Here is a 15272-nt window from a genome sequence, read left to right as displayed (position 1 = left end):
GCACGGAACTGCCGATGACCACACTGATCGGCAACCCGAAGCCGCACTCGCGGACGCGGACCGTCGCGCTGGCCACCGCGGCGGCGCTGCGGGCCCGGCTGACCCACTGCCCGACCCCGGTCGCAACGCCGACCGTGATCGACCTGTCCGAGCTGACGGCCGAGCTGGTCGGTCAGGGCAGCCGGCCGGAGACCCTCGACGAGGTGCTGGAAGCGGTACGCCGACCGGGGCTGCTCTTGGTGGCCAGTCCCACGTTCAAGGCGGCGTACAGCGGTTTGTTGAAGCTCTTCGTCGACGTGCTGCCCCGGGGCGCGCTGGCCGGGGTGGTGGCGGTGCCGCTGATGACCGCGGCCCGATCCGGTCATCGGCACGTCGTCGACACCTACCTGGGTGCCCTCCTGGCCGAGGTGGGCGCGTGCGTACCCACCTCGGGTTTGTGCGTGCTCGAACGGGACTTCGACACGGCGGAGGTCGGCATCGGGCTCTGGCTGGACCGGGCGGCGCCAGCGGTGGCGGACGCGCTGGCCGACGTGCCCGACCCGGCAGCCGAGCCCGGAGTCAGCCGGCGTTGACCTCGGTATCGTGCTTGCGGCGCATCCGGCTGATCCAGCCCTGCGCCGTGTGCACCGGGACGTCGAAGTGCTCGGCCACCCGGCTGATCGTGCCGACCTGCTCGTAGACCGCCTCCAGGTCCGCGGGGTCGGGTGCCCGGCGGTAGGCGCGCCCGGCCTTGAGCCGGCTGAGCCGCTCGGCTTCAGCGGCCCGGTGGGCGGGGCGGGGCGTCTGCGGGCGGGGGGCCGCGGCGGTGGTTGCGGGGACCGGCCCGACCGTCACGGCCGGACGGGAGGCGGCCGGCGGGATGTCGCCGACCGGGCGGCTCCGGTCTCGGTCCTGCGGCGGGATGAAGGCGCGCAGCAGGGCGTCGAAGTCGACGTACGGCAGCTCGCCGGTCAGGCCGGCGCTCTGTGGCGCGCGGACGGTGAGCTCCCGCACGACCGGGTGGCCGTTCCCGGTCTCCAGACGGACGACGGTCTGCGCCACGGGGCCGGTGATCTCCTCACCGTCGTCCTCGACGGGCACGATGGTGATGATGTATTGACTCACGACGATGCCTTTCTTGCGCATCTCCGGGAGAGCCAGTGCGGCTTCCGGCCCGCCGGTCAACCCTGTCGGGTTTGGCCGTTGGTGGGAGACAAGATATCAGATTCTGGCAGGCAGAAGGCGAGATATCCGACACTCCCCACGGGACGCCTATCCCTCATCTCCGTTTGATAGTGGGCATCACTGATCAAATCGGGTTCTCCGTGCGGACCCGCGATCCTCGCCAGACCCTCGATGGTTGACCCCTCCGGAGACCAGCAGCGCCGCCAGCCCGGCCCGCGACGACACCCCGGTCTTGCGGAAGATGCGGGTCAGGTGAGCCTCCACCGTCTTGACCGTCACGTACACCTGGTCCGCGGCTTCGGCGTTGCTCGCACCCGCCGCCACCAGCCGGGCGATGTCCCACTCCCGGCGCGTCAGGGTCAGCTCCCCGCCGGGGACCGCATCCGGCAGGCGCCCGGCCGCGCCCGCGGCACGACTCTGCTCGCCGGCCACGGCTCTCCGCAGCGGCGGGGAGTCGACCAGCTCCGCGATGCGCCGCGTCTCGGCGAGCTCGACCTCGGCTGCGGCCCACTCCCGCGCCTCACACAGGGCCCGTGCCCGCACCAGCCGTGCCGATGCCTCCTCCAGTCGCCAACCGAGGGTCGCGAAGGTGTCCGCCGCGGCGGCGGCCAGCTCTGCCGCGCGCCGCGGATCGGCCTCCAGGGTCAGCCGGGCCCGGGCGGTCCGGGTCAGCGCGCTCTGCCCCCGTAGCCCCAGCCGTTCGGCGTACCGCTCGGCCACGGTCAACCAGCGCGCCGCCGTGTCCCGACGACCGGCCTTGTGGGCCATCTCGGCCAGCGCCGAGGCCCAGCACGCCCGATTGGTCAGCTCGACGTGGTCGAGACCGTCTCCGCCGCAGGCCCGCAGCAACGTCGACGTCGAGCCGGCCCGGTCACCGGCCAGGAACCGCAGGCGCACCGCCACCCGCTGGCTCGCCCCGTCGTACCAGTTCTCCCGCCGGGTGCCGGCGTCCAACACGGCGGCGTCGGCCAGCTGACGGCCCGCCGTCGGGCCGCTGCGCCACGCCACGGCGATCGCCCGGTACGCGCGCGCCAGCGCCACCAAGGGGTCGACGCCCATGGCGACGGCCACCTCCTCGGCGTCCTCGCCCTCGAATCGGGCGCGGTCCAGGTTGCCCAACCGGGCGGTCACCGCGCACCGGCCGACCAGCAGCCAGGGGGTCAGCGCCACCAGACCGGAGCGGCAACAGATGTCCAGCGCGCGGTCGAAGTGGTGCAGGGCCGAGCGTTCCCGTTCGTGGAAGTACTCCGCCCAACCGAGCAGGGCCAGCAGGTCCGGGTGTTGGGCGAGATCGGTGTCGGCGAGTGCGTCCACCTCGGACGATGCCCGGTCCAGTGTCTCCGGCACGTGAATCCCGCAGTCGCTGTACGCCGCCACGAACGCCTGCACCACCGCCGCCGTCGTGGCGCAGACCGGCTCACCGGTCTGCGCGGCCAGCAGATCCAGACCCCGTGCGTCCTCCACCGCGTTCACGGATCCACTGAGGACTCCGGCGATCGCCGTCTCGGTGGTCAGCAGGAAACGGGTGCGCGGCGCGACCCGCTCGTCGCGGTGCGGCAGCAGCAGCGCGTACGCGTCGAACGGCCGGCCCAGCAGTCGTTCCACGCGCGCCCGCGCGGCCAGCGCCCGCAGCCGCTGGTCGCAGTCGGCGAGCGGACGGCGGGTGAGCTCCTGCAACAGGGTGCGGGCCTGGCGCAGGTGGCCCGCACCGACCAGCGCGTCGGCCATGGCGAACTCCAGCCGGGTGCGGCGCGGCTCGGTGACCTCGGCGGCGGGCAGCAGCCGTTGCACGTTGGTCAACCAGCGGATCGCGTCGAGTCGGGGCGCCAGCGCGCTCTCCGCGGCCTCGATGAGCGCGTCGGCCGTCGCTGGTTCGGCGCACTGCCCGCTGGCCGACAGGTGCTCGGCGTACCGGCTCACCGGATGTCCGGCATCGCGCAGGACGCTGGCCGCCGTGGCGTGCAGTCGTCGTCGCCGGCCGGGGGAGAGCGAGCGGTACACCACGGTGCGGTCCACCTCGTGGCGGAACGACAGGGTCGACGCCTCGGTGGGGTCGGTGCGCAACAGGTCGGCGGCCACCAGCGCGTCCAGCAGATCGCTGGTGACCTCCGGGCCGCGGCCGGCCAACGCCGCGGCCAGTGCCGGCTCGAACCCGCACGGGCACACCGAGACGACCTCCAGCATCTGCCGTTGCTCGTCGGTCAGCCCGTCGAGGTCGAGCTGGACCGCGCCGGTGACGTCGACGGGCAGCTCGGTGGGTAGGCCACGCAGGGCGGCGACCGGACCGTCCAAGGCGCCCGGCCGGTAGGCCAGCACGTAGCGGGGCACACCGCCGGAGAGCACGTGCACCCGCTGGGCGGCGCGCCCTTCCGGCAGCCCGAGCAGCGCGGCGACGCTGGCCGGATCGAGCGGGCTCAGGGTGACCGCCCGGCGGCTCAGGTAGATCCCGGCGGCGAGCGCCGCCGTCGCGCAGGAGGGCATCTGCCGCGGCCGGTACGCGGTGACCCACAGCAGACCTGGGGACGGCACCTGCGCGAGTCGGCCCAGCAGGGCCGCCGTCGCGGGCGAGACGGTGTGCAGGTCGTCCACGAGGAACAGCAGCGGGGTCGCCGGCGCGTCCAGCAGACTGGCGAGGGCCGCCTCGACCTGGTCACCGTCGCGCCCGGCGGCGGCCAGCACCGGTACGCCGGCCCGTCGGGCCCGCGCGGCGACCTCGCGCAGCAGCCGCGTCTTGCCCGTGCCGGGGTCGCCCACGAACTCGATCATCGTTGGCTGGCCGTCGCGGACACTCGCCAGTGCCCGGTCGAACAGGTCGAGCGCGCAGTTGCGGCCGACCAGGGGCTCGAGAGGGTCGCCCGACACTGTCGGGGCGAGGTCCTCCTCGCTGGTGTTCATCGGTGGTCCGCGACGAACGCTCGTGCGGCGCCGCCCGCAGAGGTGCGCCGCCGCGTGGGCGCGGTCGGACGCGCGTCGTGCGGTGCGACGACGGCCGGGCGGCCTGGTTGTCCGCGACGATGCGGCGAGCTTCGGTCCAGTTTCAACTGCCACCCCCAGGATGTGTCCCGTTCGGGCCTCTCGGCGTGCCCGATGCCGGCGGTGCCAATTGCCGGCGCTCGGGCGAGCGGCAGATGCAACTCTAGGGTGGCAAGCCAAGAACGGCGATCACGCGACCGGTTGGTCCTATTGCCGAAGAGAGCAAATGTTGATACCCAAAAACCGAAATAGTGGACTTCGTTCTTTACCCAGCGCGTACCGACGGTTGCGTTGGGTACACGACAATGTGGGGTTTCCCCTACTGTCGCATCGTTCTGCGTCGCTTAATGTCGACTCCGGCGGTGCGACGCCTTGGGGGGGACTTCGGATGACCGTTCATTACCGATCCTATCTGGACAATTCGGTAAATGTGGAGGGGATGCTGAACGAGTCGGAGCGATGGCACGCATTCCAGTGCCTATTGCCGCCCCGCGCCGCAGTGGCCGACGCGTTCCTCACCCGCGGTGTCAGTCCACTGCTGCGCGACCTCCAGGCCGCCGACGAACTGTCCGGCTGGTCATTCACCCGACAGTCGCCCCGGGTGGTCAACCTCCACCTGTTGGGCCGCGCGCCGCGACTGCTGGCGGCCCGACTGGCCGGGCTGTGTGCGGCGGTCGGTGCGGAGGGGCCCGTGCACGCCCCGGACCTCGGCGCTCCGTCGGCCCGCGATCCACGACTGGTCGGCGTGGCGGTCGATCTGATCGGAATGACCCCTGGTCGCCAGGCCCGGCTCGCCGCCGCCGCCGACCTTGCGATGGTGGCGGCCGTGCGCAGTTGTCCCGCCGTGCGGAGCGGGGCCGAGCCCACCACGTCCGAGGGCGTGACCGTCCTGCCGGGCGCTCGCTGGCAGCGGATCTCCGCCGCGCTGGCCACCGAACGTCATCCGCTGACCTGCTGGTCGCGCCTGTTGGAGGCGTGCCGCCGCGCCCCCGGGTACGACGGCGCGATGACGTTCGACCTGGTCCACCTGCTGCACAATCAGCTCGGGCTCAGCCCTCGTGACGAGCAGCGCGTGCACGCCGACCTGATCCGTACGCTGTCGCGGCGCCGGACCCCGCGCCACTCGACGCGGTCACACCTGAGTGTCCTGCATGCCGGGGCGGTCCGCCCGAATAGCTGAGTGGGCACCCGGGGTCGCTCGTCCGCGGCCCTCCGGCGTCGGGGCGACCGATGGTCCCGACGCCGGACACCACCCTGCTTGCCAGGGTCAGCGGGCGAGCCAGTCCCGGTAGGAGGTGGGCGCGATCACGGCGTCCTGGGTGGCGATCAGCACGCCGCTGGGCGTCGCCGCGAACATCCCGGCGCTGTCGTCGGTGGTGACGGTGCGCTGGTCGCCCTTGGCGGCGAGGGTGATTCGGCCCAGCTCGTCGAGCGGGAAGACGTCGGGACCGGCGACGTTGCGGGTGCCCTGCAGGGGAGCGCCCATGCTGACGTCGGCGACGGCCTGGGCGACGTCGGCCGCCGCCATGGGCTGCAGCGGGCGGCTGGGCAGGCGGACGGTGTTCTCGTCGGCGGTCCAGGACATGACCGCGTCGACGAACTCGAAGAACTGGGTGACGCGGACGATTGAGTACGGAACGGGACCGGCCTTGAGGATGTCCTCCTGGAGGGCCTTGGCGCGGTAGTAGGCCAGGTCGGGGACCAGGTCGACGCCCACGATGGAGAGGACCACCGCGTGCCCGACGCCGGCCCGCTCGGCGGCGGTCAGGAGGTTGTCCATGGTCGTCTGGAAGAAGGCGGGGGAGGCGTCGTCGAAGGTCGGCGAGTTCGTCAGGTTGACGACGACGTCGGTGTCCTTGAGCGCCTCGGCCAGACCCTGCCCGGTGAGGAGGTCGACCCCGGTCGACTGGGAGTGCGGCACCGCGTCGTGCCCGGCCGCCTGCAGGATCTTGACGACCTGGGACCCGATCAGGCCGGTCCCGCCCATCACGGCGATCTTCATGTTCGTTCCACCTTCCCTGTGGTGATTGCAGCCCGTTTGTCCGGCGACGTCTCTGCCGGGCCGGATACTCGGACTTCTTATGTCCGGGAACTGTACTCGGATAGGATGAGTCCGAGTATCGGGGTGGCTAGGGTGAAGCGATGAAGATGTCCGGCGGGGTCGAGTGGGCGCTGCACTGCTGCGTCGTCCTCACGGTCAGCAGCAGGCCCGTCCCGGCGGCCAAGCTCGCGGAACTGCACGACGTCTCCAGCAGCTACCTCGCCAAGCAGCTCCAGTCGCTCGCCCGCGCCGGCCTCATCCACTCCGTGCAGGGCAAGTCCGGTGGCTACGCGCTGACCCGCGCACCGGGAAGCATCACGTTGCTCGACGTGGTGCGGGCCGTCGACGGCCCCGGGCCCGCCTTCGTCTGCACCGAGATCCGACAACGCGGCCCGATGGCGACCCCGGCCAACGCCTGCACCCGGGCGTGCCCGGTCGCCCGCGCCATGTGGACCGCCGAGGAGGCGTGGCGCGAGGCGCTCGCCGCGGTCACGATCGCCGATCTCGCCCGCGACGTCGGCACCGACTCCGGCCCGGAGGCACTGCCCGCGGTGGGCACCTGGCTGACCGGCGCCAACGACCACTGACCCGCCGTCAGCCGGCGTGGCGTACCTCGGTGTCCCAGATCTGCGCCCACGGACGCCGCAGCCCCCGGCACACGAAGATCGGGCCGCCGTTCTCGTCGTTGTCCACCTCGACCCGCTGGTCCACCCGCCCGGCGAGTGCGCACTCGTCGAACCAGGCGTTCAGCGGGGCGGAGCGTTCCCACCCGACGACGATCACCACGTCGGCGTCGGCGGGTGGTCGGCCGAAGTCGACCATGCTGTTGTGCCCGGAATACGCGCGGGGCAGATCATGGGCCGGGCCGTAGCGGGCCAGCGCGCCGGCCTCGCCGTAGTTGCCGGTCAGGATGACCGTCCGCGAGCGCTCCTGAAGTGGCAGGCCACGGTGGACGGTGGCGACCGAGTCGGCGAACGCCGGCCAGCCGATGGTTTCACCGGCGTCGTAGTTGACGTCCACCACGAAGCCGGGCAACCGGTCGGCCGGCAGCACCGGCAGCAGCAGCACGATGTTGGGTAGCAACAGCGGCACCGCGCCCAGCGCGAGCAGACTCCGGCGCGGCCCGACCGCACCGCGCGACGCCCAGGCGGCGATGACCGTTGCCCCGGCGGCGGTCAGGACCAGCAGCAGCGGCGCGTCGTAGTAGCCCTTCCCGCCGGCGATCAGCACGATGCCGACCACGACCAGCCACGACCAGCCCACCGCCCGGTACGCCCGCCACGCCGACCGGCGCAGCAACGCGACGAGCCCGGCGATCCAGATCGGCACCGCGTACGGGCTGATGATGACGAACTGGAGGGTCAGCGCGTCGAGGCGGCCACTGTAGGAGCTGTCGCCACCGGAGATCGAGGCGGCCACCGACAGCTGCGGAAACCCGTGCGCGGCCTGCCAGATCAGGTTCGGCGCGGCCAGCAGCGCCGCGATCCCGGCGGCGGCGAGCACCCACCGGTCGCGCAGCAGCCGGCGCGGCCCGGCGATGCCCACCCCGGCGATCAGGCCCACGGCCAGCAGCGCGGGCAGCAGCTTGTTGAGCATGCCCACGCCGAGTGCCAGCCCGATGCCGAGCGCCCACCGGCTGTCGCCGGTGCGCAGCAGCCGCACCGCGCACAGCACGGCGGCCAGCCAGGCCAGCGGGTCGACGGTGGTGGTGCTGAGCAGATGCCCGCCCGCGAGCACGATGCCGGACAGCCCGGCGAGCAGCGCCGCGAAGCTCTGCCCGCCCCGGCCGGCGCCCAGCTCCCGGGCGATGGCGGCGACCAGCAGGACCGCACCACCGGCCAGCAGTGCCGACGGGGTGCGCAGCACGACCAGGTTGCCGGGCGCGATCGTGTCGAGCAGCCGGGCCAGCGCCGGGACCAGCGGACCCTGGTCGACGTAGCCCCAGTCGAGGTGCCGGCCGCAGAGCAGGAAGTACAACTCGTCGCGGTGATAGCCGTAGCGGCCGGCGAGCACCAGCAGCGTCACGCTGACCGCCGCGGCCACCAGCCACGGCCCGAGCGTGCGGGGGCCGGGCGTCGATGGCCCCGGCGGCGGGGACGTTGGGGCCGGCTGGTGGGGGCGGTCGGTGGCGGTGCCGGGTTCGCTCACGCACCCATCATCACCGATCCACCGCGCTGCTCACGCCCTCCATCTGGCTGCTTCGGGCGTCAGCGCCCGGTCCGGCAGTGGGGGACCGATACGGCGAGAGTTCCACCAGCCCGCTTGTTCTTGCCCAATGCGACGTCAACGAATGCCCCGACGCCGACCTGCGCGGCGTCCGCCAGCTGGGCGATGAGCAGTAGTCGATGCCGCGTGTGCTCCGGTTCGCCGGGTAGGTCGGTGACCGGCGGTCGGTGACCGCCAGGGAGCAGTACGGCCAGCAGCGACCACCGATCCCACCCGTCCGGGTCCAGCTTCTCGGCGAGCAGCCCTGCGGTGTCCCTGAGGACCTGGTGCGCCCACGCGTGGGGCAGCCGCAGAAGGCGGTCGATGGAAGTCTGGAACTGCGCGTGGTCCTTCTGGTTGGCCGCTCGCACCCCGGCCACCACGGCGTTCCACAGCTCCTGCTCTGCCGGTGTGGGCAGCTGCCACATCACCGTCTCCTCTCCGTTAACCGGGCTGGCAGAAGCCTGCTGGCCCGGACCTCGCCGGCACCTCGCCGTCGCGGTCGCTTCACTGTGCCTTCTGTTGGGTGGCCGGCACGGGCCCGTAGGAGGCGAGGCCCGTGCCGGCCGACGGTGATCACCCCCATCACCGTCTCCCGCCGGCGGCGGCTCAGCCGGGCCGTGTCGTTTCCGGCCATGCCGTCGCGGCGTGCTTTCGCGTGGAACAACGCTCACGTCAGTACTGATCGAGCGTGTTCGTGGCGCACTTCTGGAACGTCCTGTTCATCGGCCACGGCGGCCCCCGAAGCCGGCTGTACTGCCCGATCCCGCCCTGTTGTTCGCTGCGGCCGGGGCCAGGGCAGCAAACGAGGGGACCGCCGGGCGCTGAGGTCCTCGATCCAACCGAGGGCCAGAACCAGGCCGGTGAGAAGCACCAGGGCCACCACCAGGTAGCCCAGCTTGCCGAGGCGCCAGACCCCGAGCAGGTCGCCGACGGCGAAGCAGACCGCGATGGCGGCGTTGTGCCAGAGGTAGATGGTCAGGGCCCGGCTGTTCAACCCGGTGACCAGCCGGTCGAGTGGCCGGATCCGGGCCAGCCAGGTCATCGGTGGGGACACCCGCAACAGCAGCAGCACGATTCCGAGCGACCAGAATGCCTGCGCCACCGGGATGTCGTTGAGGTCGAGCCCGCCGCCCGGGTGGGTGACGAGCCAGCCGACGGCGAGTCCCGGGCACAGTGCCGCCAGGGCCAGCAGGGACCGAAGTGGGAGCCGTTGCAGCTGACCGTCGCGGTGTGCGAAGCCCAGGAGCCAGCAGGCGCCGAACGTGGCCAGGTCGGTCAGTACCGAATCCACCGGCCCGCCCAGTGCCGGCGCCGCGGTCTGCAGCAGGACCACGCCGCCCAGTGGCGTCCACGAACACCGGTTCGATGGGTCGGGACAGGACAGCGGGCAGAACGTGCTGAGGGCGACCTGGCAACCCATCGAAAGACATGTGAACAGCCACCGGTCGAGGTTATGGGGAGCTTGTTGGCGTATGTCCTGATTCGCGACACAGGCTTCGACGGATGTTTTGGCATTCGCATATCCCGAAATATGGGCTGTTAGCGGTCGAAAGGAACGATCGCCCGCTGAGTGATGAGACAGGATTTAGCCGGCAAACAGCACTGTACAGCCCATCCGTGTACTGAGGGGCAAGACAGGACGAAAGACGCAAAAGCCACCAAACACCCCAACAGGTTTCCTGAGTGATGAAACAGGACGAACGGTCCCAAGGTTCTTTGCGGACGGACGAGTCACCTTCCTCTCGCCTCGGGGTCCGGGTCCCGCAAGCGACCGCCCCCGCGGTCGAGGCCAGGGCGGCGGTGGCAAGATCGGCAAGGTCGCTCGACTGAGAGGAAGACATGCGCTATCGCACTCTGGGCGCCACCGGCACGGTGGTGTCGACCCTGTGTCTGGGCACGATGACCTTCGGCGCGGAGACCGACGAGGCGGGCAGCTTCGCCCAGCTGGACCGGTTCGTGGAGGCCGGCGGCACGTTCATCGACACCGCCGACGTCTATTCCGCCGGGGTCTCCGAGGAGATCGTCGGCCGCTGGTTGGCCGCGCGGCCCGGCGTGCGCGACCGGTTGGTCATCGCCACCAAGGGGCGGTTCCCGATGGGCCCGGGGGCGAACGACGCCGGCCTGTCCCGGGTGCACCTCACCCGTGCCCTGGACGCCAGCCTCCGGCGACTCGGCGTCGAGGCCGTCGACCTCTACCAGGCGCACGCCTGGGACCCGCTGACCCCGCTGCCGGAGACGCTGCGGTTCTTCGACGACGCGGTCCGCGCGGGCAAGATCCGCTACGCGGGGGTCAGCAACTTCACCGGTTGGCAGTTGCAGAAGGCCGCCCTGCTCAGCCAGCACCTCAACCTCGCCCCGATCGTAACCCTGCAGCCGCAGTACAACCTGCTGGCCCGGGAGATCGAGTTCGAGTTGGTGCCGGTCTGTGAGAACGAGGGCATCGGCATCCTGCCGTGGTCGCCGCTGGGCGGTGGCTGGCTGAGCGGCAAGTACCGGCGGGACAGCACGCCCACCGGGGCCACCCGACTCGGCGAGAATCCGCAGCGCGGCGTCGAGGCGTACGCGGGCCGCAACGCCCAGGACCGCACCTGGCGGGTGATCGACGCGGTCGGCCAGGTTGCCGGCGAGCGGGGCGTGTCCATGTCCGCGGTGTCGCTCGCCTGGCTGGCGGCCCGTCCGGCGGTCACCTCGGTGATCCTCGGGGCGCGCACCACGGCGCAGCTCGACGACAACCTGACCGCCGCGGACCTGGTCCTCGACGCCGAGCAGACCCGGCTGCTGGACGAGGCGAGCGCCCCACCGGTGGGTGACTATCCGTATGGCGCCGCCGGTGTTCAGCAGCGTGGGCGCGACCTGCCCGCCGGCTGACCCGCCCCGCACAATGGGCCGATGACCACGCCCTTCCCCGAGCCCACGAGCCCCGCCGGCAGCCGCACCGAGGTCTTCCTGCGCTACCTGGACTACTTCCGGGAGTCCGTGTTGACCAAGGTGTCGGCGCTGGCCGAGTCGGACCTGCGGCGCAGCGGCCTGCCGTCGGGTTGGACCCCGCTGGAGCTGCTCAAGCACCTGCGGTACGTCGAGCTGCGCTGGATCGAGTGGGGTTTCCAGGGCCGGGACGTCCCCGAGCCGTGGGGTGACCGCCGGGGGGATCGCTGGTACGTCGCCCCGGAGGAGACCCGCTCGGAGCTGGTGGCGGCGCTGCGGGCGCAGGGTGCGCACACCAGCGCGGTGGTGACGGCCCACGACCTGGCGGAGATCGGCGCGCCAGGCCCGCGATGGGACGGCGCCGAACCCGCGTCGCTGGAGCGGGTGCTGTTCCACCTGCTCCAGGAGTACGCCCGCCACCTCGGCCACCTCGACGTCGTGACCGAGCTTGCGGGTGGGCCGACCGGAGAATGACCCGGCGACCGGTCGAACCCGCTCACCGCGCGTCGGCGACGGCGGGTTCGACCGGTCGCGGTGCCGTGGTCGCCGGCCAAGTGAGCTGGCGCACGCCGGGGACCAGCGCGGTGCCGGCGCAGGCGGCCAGGACCAGCAGGCCGGCGACGGCCAGCGGTACGGGTGCCCCGAAGGTGTCCGCGGCCAGGGGCGCCAGGGCGTAACCCAGCGGCACGGCGCCCAGCGACGCCAGCCAGTCGTACGAGGTGACCCGGGCCAGCACCTCGGGCGGGAACTGGTGCTGCACGACGGTCTCCCAGACCGGGTTGAGATAGCCGAGGGCGGTCAAGGCGACCCCGTAGGCGACGATCACCGCCGGGGCAGGCGCGGCGACGGCGAGCAGCAGCAGTGGCGCGGCGTAGCTGGCCAGCCCGAGGTTGGCCAGCAGGACCGGCCGGTGGAGTCGGATCCGCCCGGCCAGCAGCGACCCGGTGAGCATGCCGATCGCGCCGGCCTGCAACAGCAGCACCCAGGTGGCCTCGCCGCCGAGGCGGTCGATGGCGATGGCCGGCCCGAGGGTCATCAGGACGGCGGCGGCGCCGTTCCACACGCCATGCCCGATCAGGCTGGTCCAGAACCAGTCGCGGGCTCGCACCTCGCCGAAGCCGTGCCGCAGGTCGGCGACGACGGAGCGGCGGGGCACCGGCACGTGCCGGATCCGGACCAGCGCGAGCAGCGTGGCGCTGAGCGCGAACGACGCGCTGTCGATGATGAACGCCCAGCCGGGTCCGGCGGCCCAGATGAGTGCGCCGGCCAGCGCCGGGCCGGCGAGCCGGCTGGTGTTGGCGGTGATCCCCATCAGGGCGTTGGCCCGCTGCCGGGCGGCCGGTTCGACGGTGCCGGCCACCAGCGGGGAGGCGGTCGGCATGGCGAACGCCGAGGCGGTGCCGCCGAGCGCCGAGGCCACCACGACGGTGGTCAGCGACGGCTCGCCGCCGAGCAGCTCCACGCCGACCGCGAGCTGGGTCGCGCAGCGGACCAGGTCGGCCAGCAGAGCCACCCGGCGGGCGTCGAACCGGTCGGCAACGACGCCGCCGAGTGGCAGCAGGAGCAGCCGGGGAACCATCGCCGCGGCGAGGACGACGGCGAGCGCGCCGGTCGAACCGGTGGCCCGCAGTACGGCCAGGGCCAGGGCGGCGGGCACCACGGCGTCGCCGACCGCGGAGACGGTCCGGCCCAGGAACAGCAGCCGGAAGGAGCGGGTGCGCAGAGGAGAGGTCACCGATCCAAGGTACTTCGGCATCGAATATTTCGGCAATGAATATTTTGGTGCGGTAAGCTCTGGCGATGAGCACCCACGACTCCGTCGACGGGCACGTCGAGCGCTGGCTGCCCGTCCTGCCCGACCTCGACCCGGACGTCGAAGGGGCGGTGACCCGGATGGGCGTCCTGACCCGTCACCTGCGCACCGTGAAGGAGCGGGTCCTGGTGGATTTCGACCTGCCAGCACACGAGTACGACACGCTGCACGCGCTCGCCGGCCGGCAGGGACGTGCCGCGCCCTCGGAACTCGCCGCGGATCTGGCGATGGCGCCCGCCTCGATCACCGCGCGGGTCGACAGCCTGGTCGAGCGCGGCTTCGTGCGGCGGACCCCGTCCACAGTCGACCGGCGCAGGGTCGATGTGGAGTTCACCGACGCCGGCCGGGCGGCGTGGCACGGGGCGATGGACGTCCGGGGCGCCGAGGAGCACCGGCTGCTCGACGCGCTCACCCCTGCGGAGCGGCGGCTGCTCTCCGACCTGCTGCGCCGGGTGCTGCTCGTCGCCGAGCAACCGGCCGCCTGAGCCCGGCACGCACCGGAAAATCGCCTGGCGGTCGGCGTACCGTCGATGAAAGGGTGACCGGCATGACAGCGGACGCTCTGGCCGGGGCCCTGGCCGACGACGGACGCCGGCGGGTCTTCGCGGCCATCGTGCTGGGTGCGGCCGGCGCGGCCCAGATCGCCGAGCGGACCGGCCTGCCGCCGCGGGCGGTGCTCACCGGCGTCCGCCGGCTCACCGACGCGGGCCTGGTGACGGGCCTTGACGGAGCGTTGGTGGCCGACGAGGTGTCGCTGCTGGCGTCGGCGCGCGAGCGTCGTCAGGCGGACGACGCCGAGCCGGCCGACGACCCGGTGCTGCGGACGTTCCTGCGCTCCGGTGTGCTGGTGGGCCTGCCGGCGCAACGCGGTCGGCGGCGGGTCCTGCTGGCGCACATTGCGGAACGGTCGTTCGAGCCGGGAACGCGCTACCCGGAGCGGGCCGTGGACGAGGCGCTCAAGCCGTGGTGCGCCGCCGGCGGGTCGGACCACGCCACGTTGCGCCGCTACCTCATCGACGAGCAGCTCCTCATCCGCGAGCACGGCATCTACCAACGATCCTGATCGTCCGGCCCGCGAACCGTCCCGTCGCGGAGCATGTTGTTAGCCTCCCTGCATGACCTCCTGCTCGCCCGCCGACGGCCCGCCGGACCTGCTGTTCCTGCTCTCCTGGGCAAGTCACGCGCTCCAGACCGAGCACGCCGCCGGCCTGGCCGAGCTGGGCATCTCACCACGGGCGCACTACGTGCTGGCGCAGGCCCGTACCGGGGACCTGACCCAGCGGCAGATCGGCGAACGGTGCGGGGTGGACAAGACCACCATGGTCGTCACCCTCGACCAGTTGGAGCGGGCCGGGCTCGCCGAACGTCGCCCAGCGCCGTCGGATCGACGGGCCCGGCTGGTCGCGGTGACGCCGGCAGGCGAGCAGGTCCTCGAGCGGGCGCAGGATGTCGTGCGGCGCATCCAGGACGAGCTCCTCGCCACGCTGCCCCAGCAGGATCGGGAGGCCTTCCTGCGTGCGCTCACCGCGCTGGTGAACGGTCCGCTGGCCCGCTCCTCCCCGTACGCGCCCGGCGGTCGCTCCGGTTGCTAATCCCGAAGAAGATAGTCTCGTCCGGGACTATCTGATACGGTCGCACTCGTTCGTCCCCTTGACCGAGGAGCCCGTATGAGCGCGACCGCCGAACCATCCGTCACCACCACTGCCACCACGTCGGCACTGCGCCGCCGCACCCTCGGCGTCGCCGCAGCCGTCGTGGCCTGCCTGGCCATCTGGGGAATCGGCGAGGCTGCCGGGGTCGACTACACCGTCGAGAGCCCGGGGCAACCCGCCCTGGTCATCGGGCTTGGCGAGATCTTCGGGATCGCCCTCGGCGCGGCCCTGTTGGGCTGGGCGACGCTGGCCCTGCTGGAGCGGTTCTTCCCCCGCACCGCCCGCCTCATCTGGATCTCGTTGGCCGTCCTGGTGACCCTGCTGTCCTTCGGCCCATTGCTCGGCACCGAGGCCACCGCTGGTGCCAAGCTGGCCCTCGGCGCGATGCACGTGGCCGTGGCTGTCGTGCTGATCGCCCTGTTTCCAGGTCGCCGTCGGTAGCGTCCGGGCCGCAGACGCCGGTCCGGTCCGGACGGTGGACAAAACGCGTTGACCG

At 72.3% G+C, this 15272-nt stretch carries 16 protein-coding genes; 9 read left to right on the top strand and 7 right to left on the bottom strand.

The features are described 5' to 3' along the window. Window positions 1-14: 14 nt before the first annotated feature. Complete coding sequence (locus tag ABZU69_RS16625) at window positions 15-572, top strand: NAD(P)H-dependent oxidoreductase (protein WP_354965197.1); 558 nt, start codon at window positions 15-17, stop codon at window positions 570-572. On the opposite strand, the gene ABZU69_RS16620 is transcribed toward ABZU69_RS16625, so the two are convergent. Together ABZU69_RS16620 and ABZU69_RS16615 are read right to left on the bottom strand one after the other, a co-directional pair. Next, window positions 559-1104 carry a hypothetical protein gene (locus ABZU69_RS16620; protein ID WP_354965196.1) on the bottom strand — a complete coding sequence of 182 codons (546 nt, stop codon included), beginning with the start codon at window positions 1102-1104 and terminating at the stop codon, window positions 559-561. The two genes, ABZU69_RS16625 and ABZU69_RS16620, sit on opposite strands and share 14 nt — an antisense overlap. Window positions 1105-1281: 177 nt before the next feature. Further along, window positions 1282-4059 carry a LuxR C-terminal-related transcriptional regulator gene (locus ABZU69_RS16615; protein ID WP_354965195.1) on the bottom strand — a complete coding sequence of 926 codons (2778 nt, stop codon included), beginning with the start codon at window positions 4057-4059 and terminating at the stop codon, window positions 1282-1284. Between the two features lie 517 nt (window positions 4060-4576). Here ABZU69_RS16615 and ABZU69_RS16610 point away from each other — a divergent pair. Continuing rightward, window positions 4577-5317 (top strand): hypothetical protein, encoded by a 741-nt coding sequence (locus ABZU69_RS16610; RefSeq protein ID WP_354965194.1) that lies wholly within the window; start codon window positions 4577-4579, stop codon window positions 5315-5317. Window positions 5318-5404: 87 nt separating this feature from the next. Here the strand turns inward: ABZU69_RS16610 and ABZU69_RS16605 are convergent, their stop codons facing one another. After that, the gene (locus tag ABZU69_RS16605) at window positions 5405-6139 is read right to left on the bottom strand and encodes an NAD(P)H-binding protein (RefSeq protein ID WP_354965193.1); all 735 of its coding nucleotides are present in this window, start codon (window positions 6137-6139) and stop codon (window positions 5405-5407) included. Between the two features lie 140 nt (window positions 6140-6279). Here ABZU69_RS16605 and ABZU69_RS16600 point away from each other — a divergent pair, with 140 nt between their 5' ends. Further along, a complete protein-coding gene (locus ABZU69_RS16600) occupies window positions 6280-6765 on the top strand; it encodes an Rrf2 family transcriptional regulator (RefSeq protein WP_354965192.1) in 486 nt (161 codons plus the stop codon). A gap of 7 nt (window positions 6766-6772) precedes the next feature. Here ABZU69_RS16600 and ABZU69_RS16595 read toward each other — a convergent pair whose 3' ends face one another. From ABZU69_RS16595 to ABZU69_RS16585, 3 genes are all read right to left on the bottom strand, one after another. Beyond that, on the bottom strand, window positions 6773-8326 hold the full coding sequence (locus ABZU69_RS16595) for a glycosyltransferase family 39 protein (protein ID WP_354965191.1): 1554 nt from the start codon (window positions 8324-8326) through the stop codon (window positions 6773-6775). 59 nt (window positions 8327-8385) lie between these two features. Continuing rightward, window positions 8386-8811, bottom strand: coding sequence for a hypothetical protein (locus ABZU69_RS16590; RefSeq protein ID WP_354965190.1), 426 nt, complete (start codon window positions 8809-8811; stop codon window positions 8386-8388). Window positions 8812-9053: 242 nt separating this feature from the next. Next, complete coding sequence (locus tag ABZU69_RS16585; protein WP_354965189.1) at window positions 9054-9719, bottom strand: hypothetical protein; 666 nt, start codon at window positions 9717-9719, stop codon at window positions 9054-9056. A gap of 506 nt (window positions 9720-10225) precedes the next feature. Between ABZU69_RS16585 and ABZU69_RS16580 the strand changes: the two genes are divergently transcribed. Beyond that, window positions 10226-11254 (top strand): aldo/keto reductase, encoded by a 1029-nt coding sequence (locus ABZU69_RS16580; RefSeq protein WP_354965188.1) that lies wholly within the window; start codon window positions 10226-10228, stop codon window positions 11252-11254. Between the two features lie 21 nt (window positions 11255-11275). Beyond that, complete coding sequence (locus ABZU69_RS16575) at window positions 11276-11785, top strand: DUF664 domain-containing protein (RefSeq protein WP_354965187.1); 510 nt, start codon at window positions 11276-11278, stop codon at window positions 11783-11785. Window positions 11786-11807: 22 nt separating this feature from the next. Here ABZU69_RS16575 and ABZU69_RS16570 read toward each other — a convergent pair whose 3' ends face one another. Then, window positions 11808-13046, bottom strand: coding sequence for an MFS transporter (locus ABZU69_RS16570; protein ID WP_354965186.1), 1239 nt, complete (start codon window positions 13044-13046; stop codon window positions 11808-11810). Window positions 13047-13111: 65 nt separating this feature from the next. On the opposite strand from ABZU69_RS16570, the gene ABZU69_RS16565 reads away from it, so the two are divergent. The 4 genes from ABZU69_RS16565 (at window position 13112) to ABZU69_RS16550 (ending at window position 15217) form a co-directional block, all read left to right on the top strand. Further along, window positions 13112-13609, top strand: a complete 498-nt coding sequence (locus tag ABZU69_RS16565) for a MarR family transcriptional regulator (RefSeq protein ID WP_354965185.1) — start codon at window positions 13112-13114, stop codon at window positions 13607-13609. Window positions 13610-13671: 62 nt separating this feature from the next. Then, window positions 13672-14187 (top strand): DUF2087 domain-containing protein, encoded by a 516-nt coding sequence (locus ABZU69_RS16560; protein WP_354965184.1) that lies wholly within the window; start codon window positions 13672-13674, stop codon window positions 14185-14187. A gap of 52 nt (window positions 14188-14239) precedes the next feature. Beyond that, window positions 14240-14716 carry a MarR family winged helix-turn-helix transcriptional regulator gene (locus tag ABZU69_RS16555; protein ID WP_354965183.1) on the top strand — a complete coding sequence of 159 codons (477 nt, stop codon included), beginning with the start codon at window positions 14240-14242 and terminating at the stop codon, window positions 14714-14716. Between the two features lie 75 nt (window positions 14717-14791). Further along, window positions 14792-15217: a DUF6069 family protein gene (locus ABZU69_RS16550; RefSeq protein ID WP_354965182.1), complete on the top strand. Its 426-nt coding sequence runs from the start codon at window positions 14792-14794 to the stop codon at window positions 15215-15217. Window positions 15218-15272 lie beyond the last annotated feature (55 nt).

The sequence above is a fragment of the Micromonospora sp. NPDC005206 genome, assembly GCF_040608175.1.
In the GTDB taxonomy this organism is placed as follows: domain Bacteria; phylum Actinomycetota; class Actinomycetes; order Mycobacteriales; family Micromonosporaceae; genus Micromonospora.
Note: the sequence above shows the minus strand (reverse complement) of the source record. Positions and strands in the feature narration are given on the sequence as shown.

What these genes read in the sequence shown, in the direction of transcription:
- ABZU69_RS16565 (WP_354965185.1), top strand. Translation starts at nt 13,112, where the DNA reads ATGAGCACCCACGACTCCGTCGACGGGCACGTCGAGCGCTGGCTGCCC.
- ABZU69_RS16600 (WP_354965192.1), top strand. Translation starts at nt 6,280, where the DNA reads ATGAAGATGTCCGGCGGGGTCGAGTGGGCGCTGCACTGCTGCGTCGTC.
- ABZU69_RS16590 (WP_354965190.1), bottom strand. Translation starts at nt 8,811, where the DNA reads ATGTGGCAGCTGCCCACACCGGCAGAGCAGGAGCTGTGGAACGCCGTG.
- ABZU69_RS16605 (WP_354965193.1), bottom strand. Translation starts at nt 6,139, where the DNA reads ATGAAGATCGCCGTGATGGGCGGGACCGGCCTGATCGGGTCCCAGGTC.
- ABZU69_RS16610 (WP_354965194.1), top strand. Translation starts at nt 4,577, where the DNA reads ATGCTGAACGAGTCGGAGCGATGGCACGCATTCCAGTGCCTATTGCCG.
- ABZU69_RS16615 (WP_354965195.1), bottom strand. Translation starts at nt 4,059, where the DNA reads ATGAACACCAGCGAGGAGGACCTCGCCCCGACAGTGTCGGGCGACCCT.
- ABZU69_RS16580 (WP_354965188.1), top strand. Translation starts at nt 10,226, where the DNA reads ATGCGCTATCGCACTCTGGGCGCCACCGGCACGGTGGTGTCGACCCTG.
- ABZU69_RS16555 (WP_354965183.1), top strand. Translation starts at nt 14,240, where the DNA reads ATGACCTCCTGCTCGCCCGCCGACGGCCCGCCGGACCTGCTGTTCCTG.
- ABZU69_RS16575 (WP_354965187.1), top strand. Translation starts at nt 11,276, where the DNA reads ATGACCACGCCCTTCCCCGAGCCCACGAGCCCCGCCGGCAGCCGCACC.
- ABZU69_RS16560 (WP_354965184.1), top strand. Translation starts at nt 13,672, where the DNA reads ATGACAGCGGACGCTCTGGCCGGGGCCCTGGCCGACGACGGACGCCGG.
- ABZU69_RS16625 (WP_354965197.1), top strand. Translation starts at nt 15, where the DNA reads ATGACCACACTGATCGGCAACCCGAAGCCGCACTCGCGGACGCGGACC.
- ABZU69_RS16550 (WP_354965182.1), top strand. Translation starts at nt 14,792, where the DNA reads ATGAGCGCGACCGCCGAACCATCCGTCACCACCACTGCCACCACGTCG.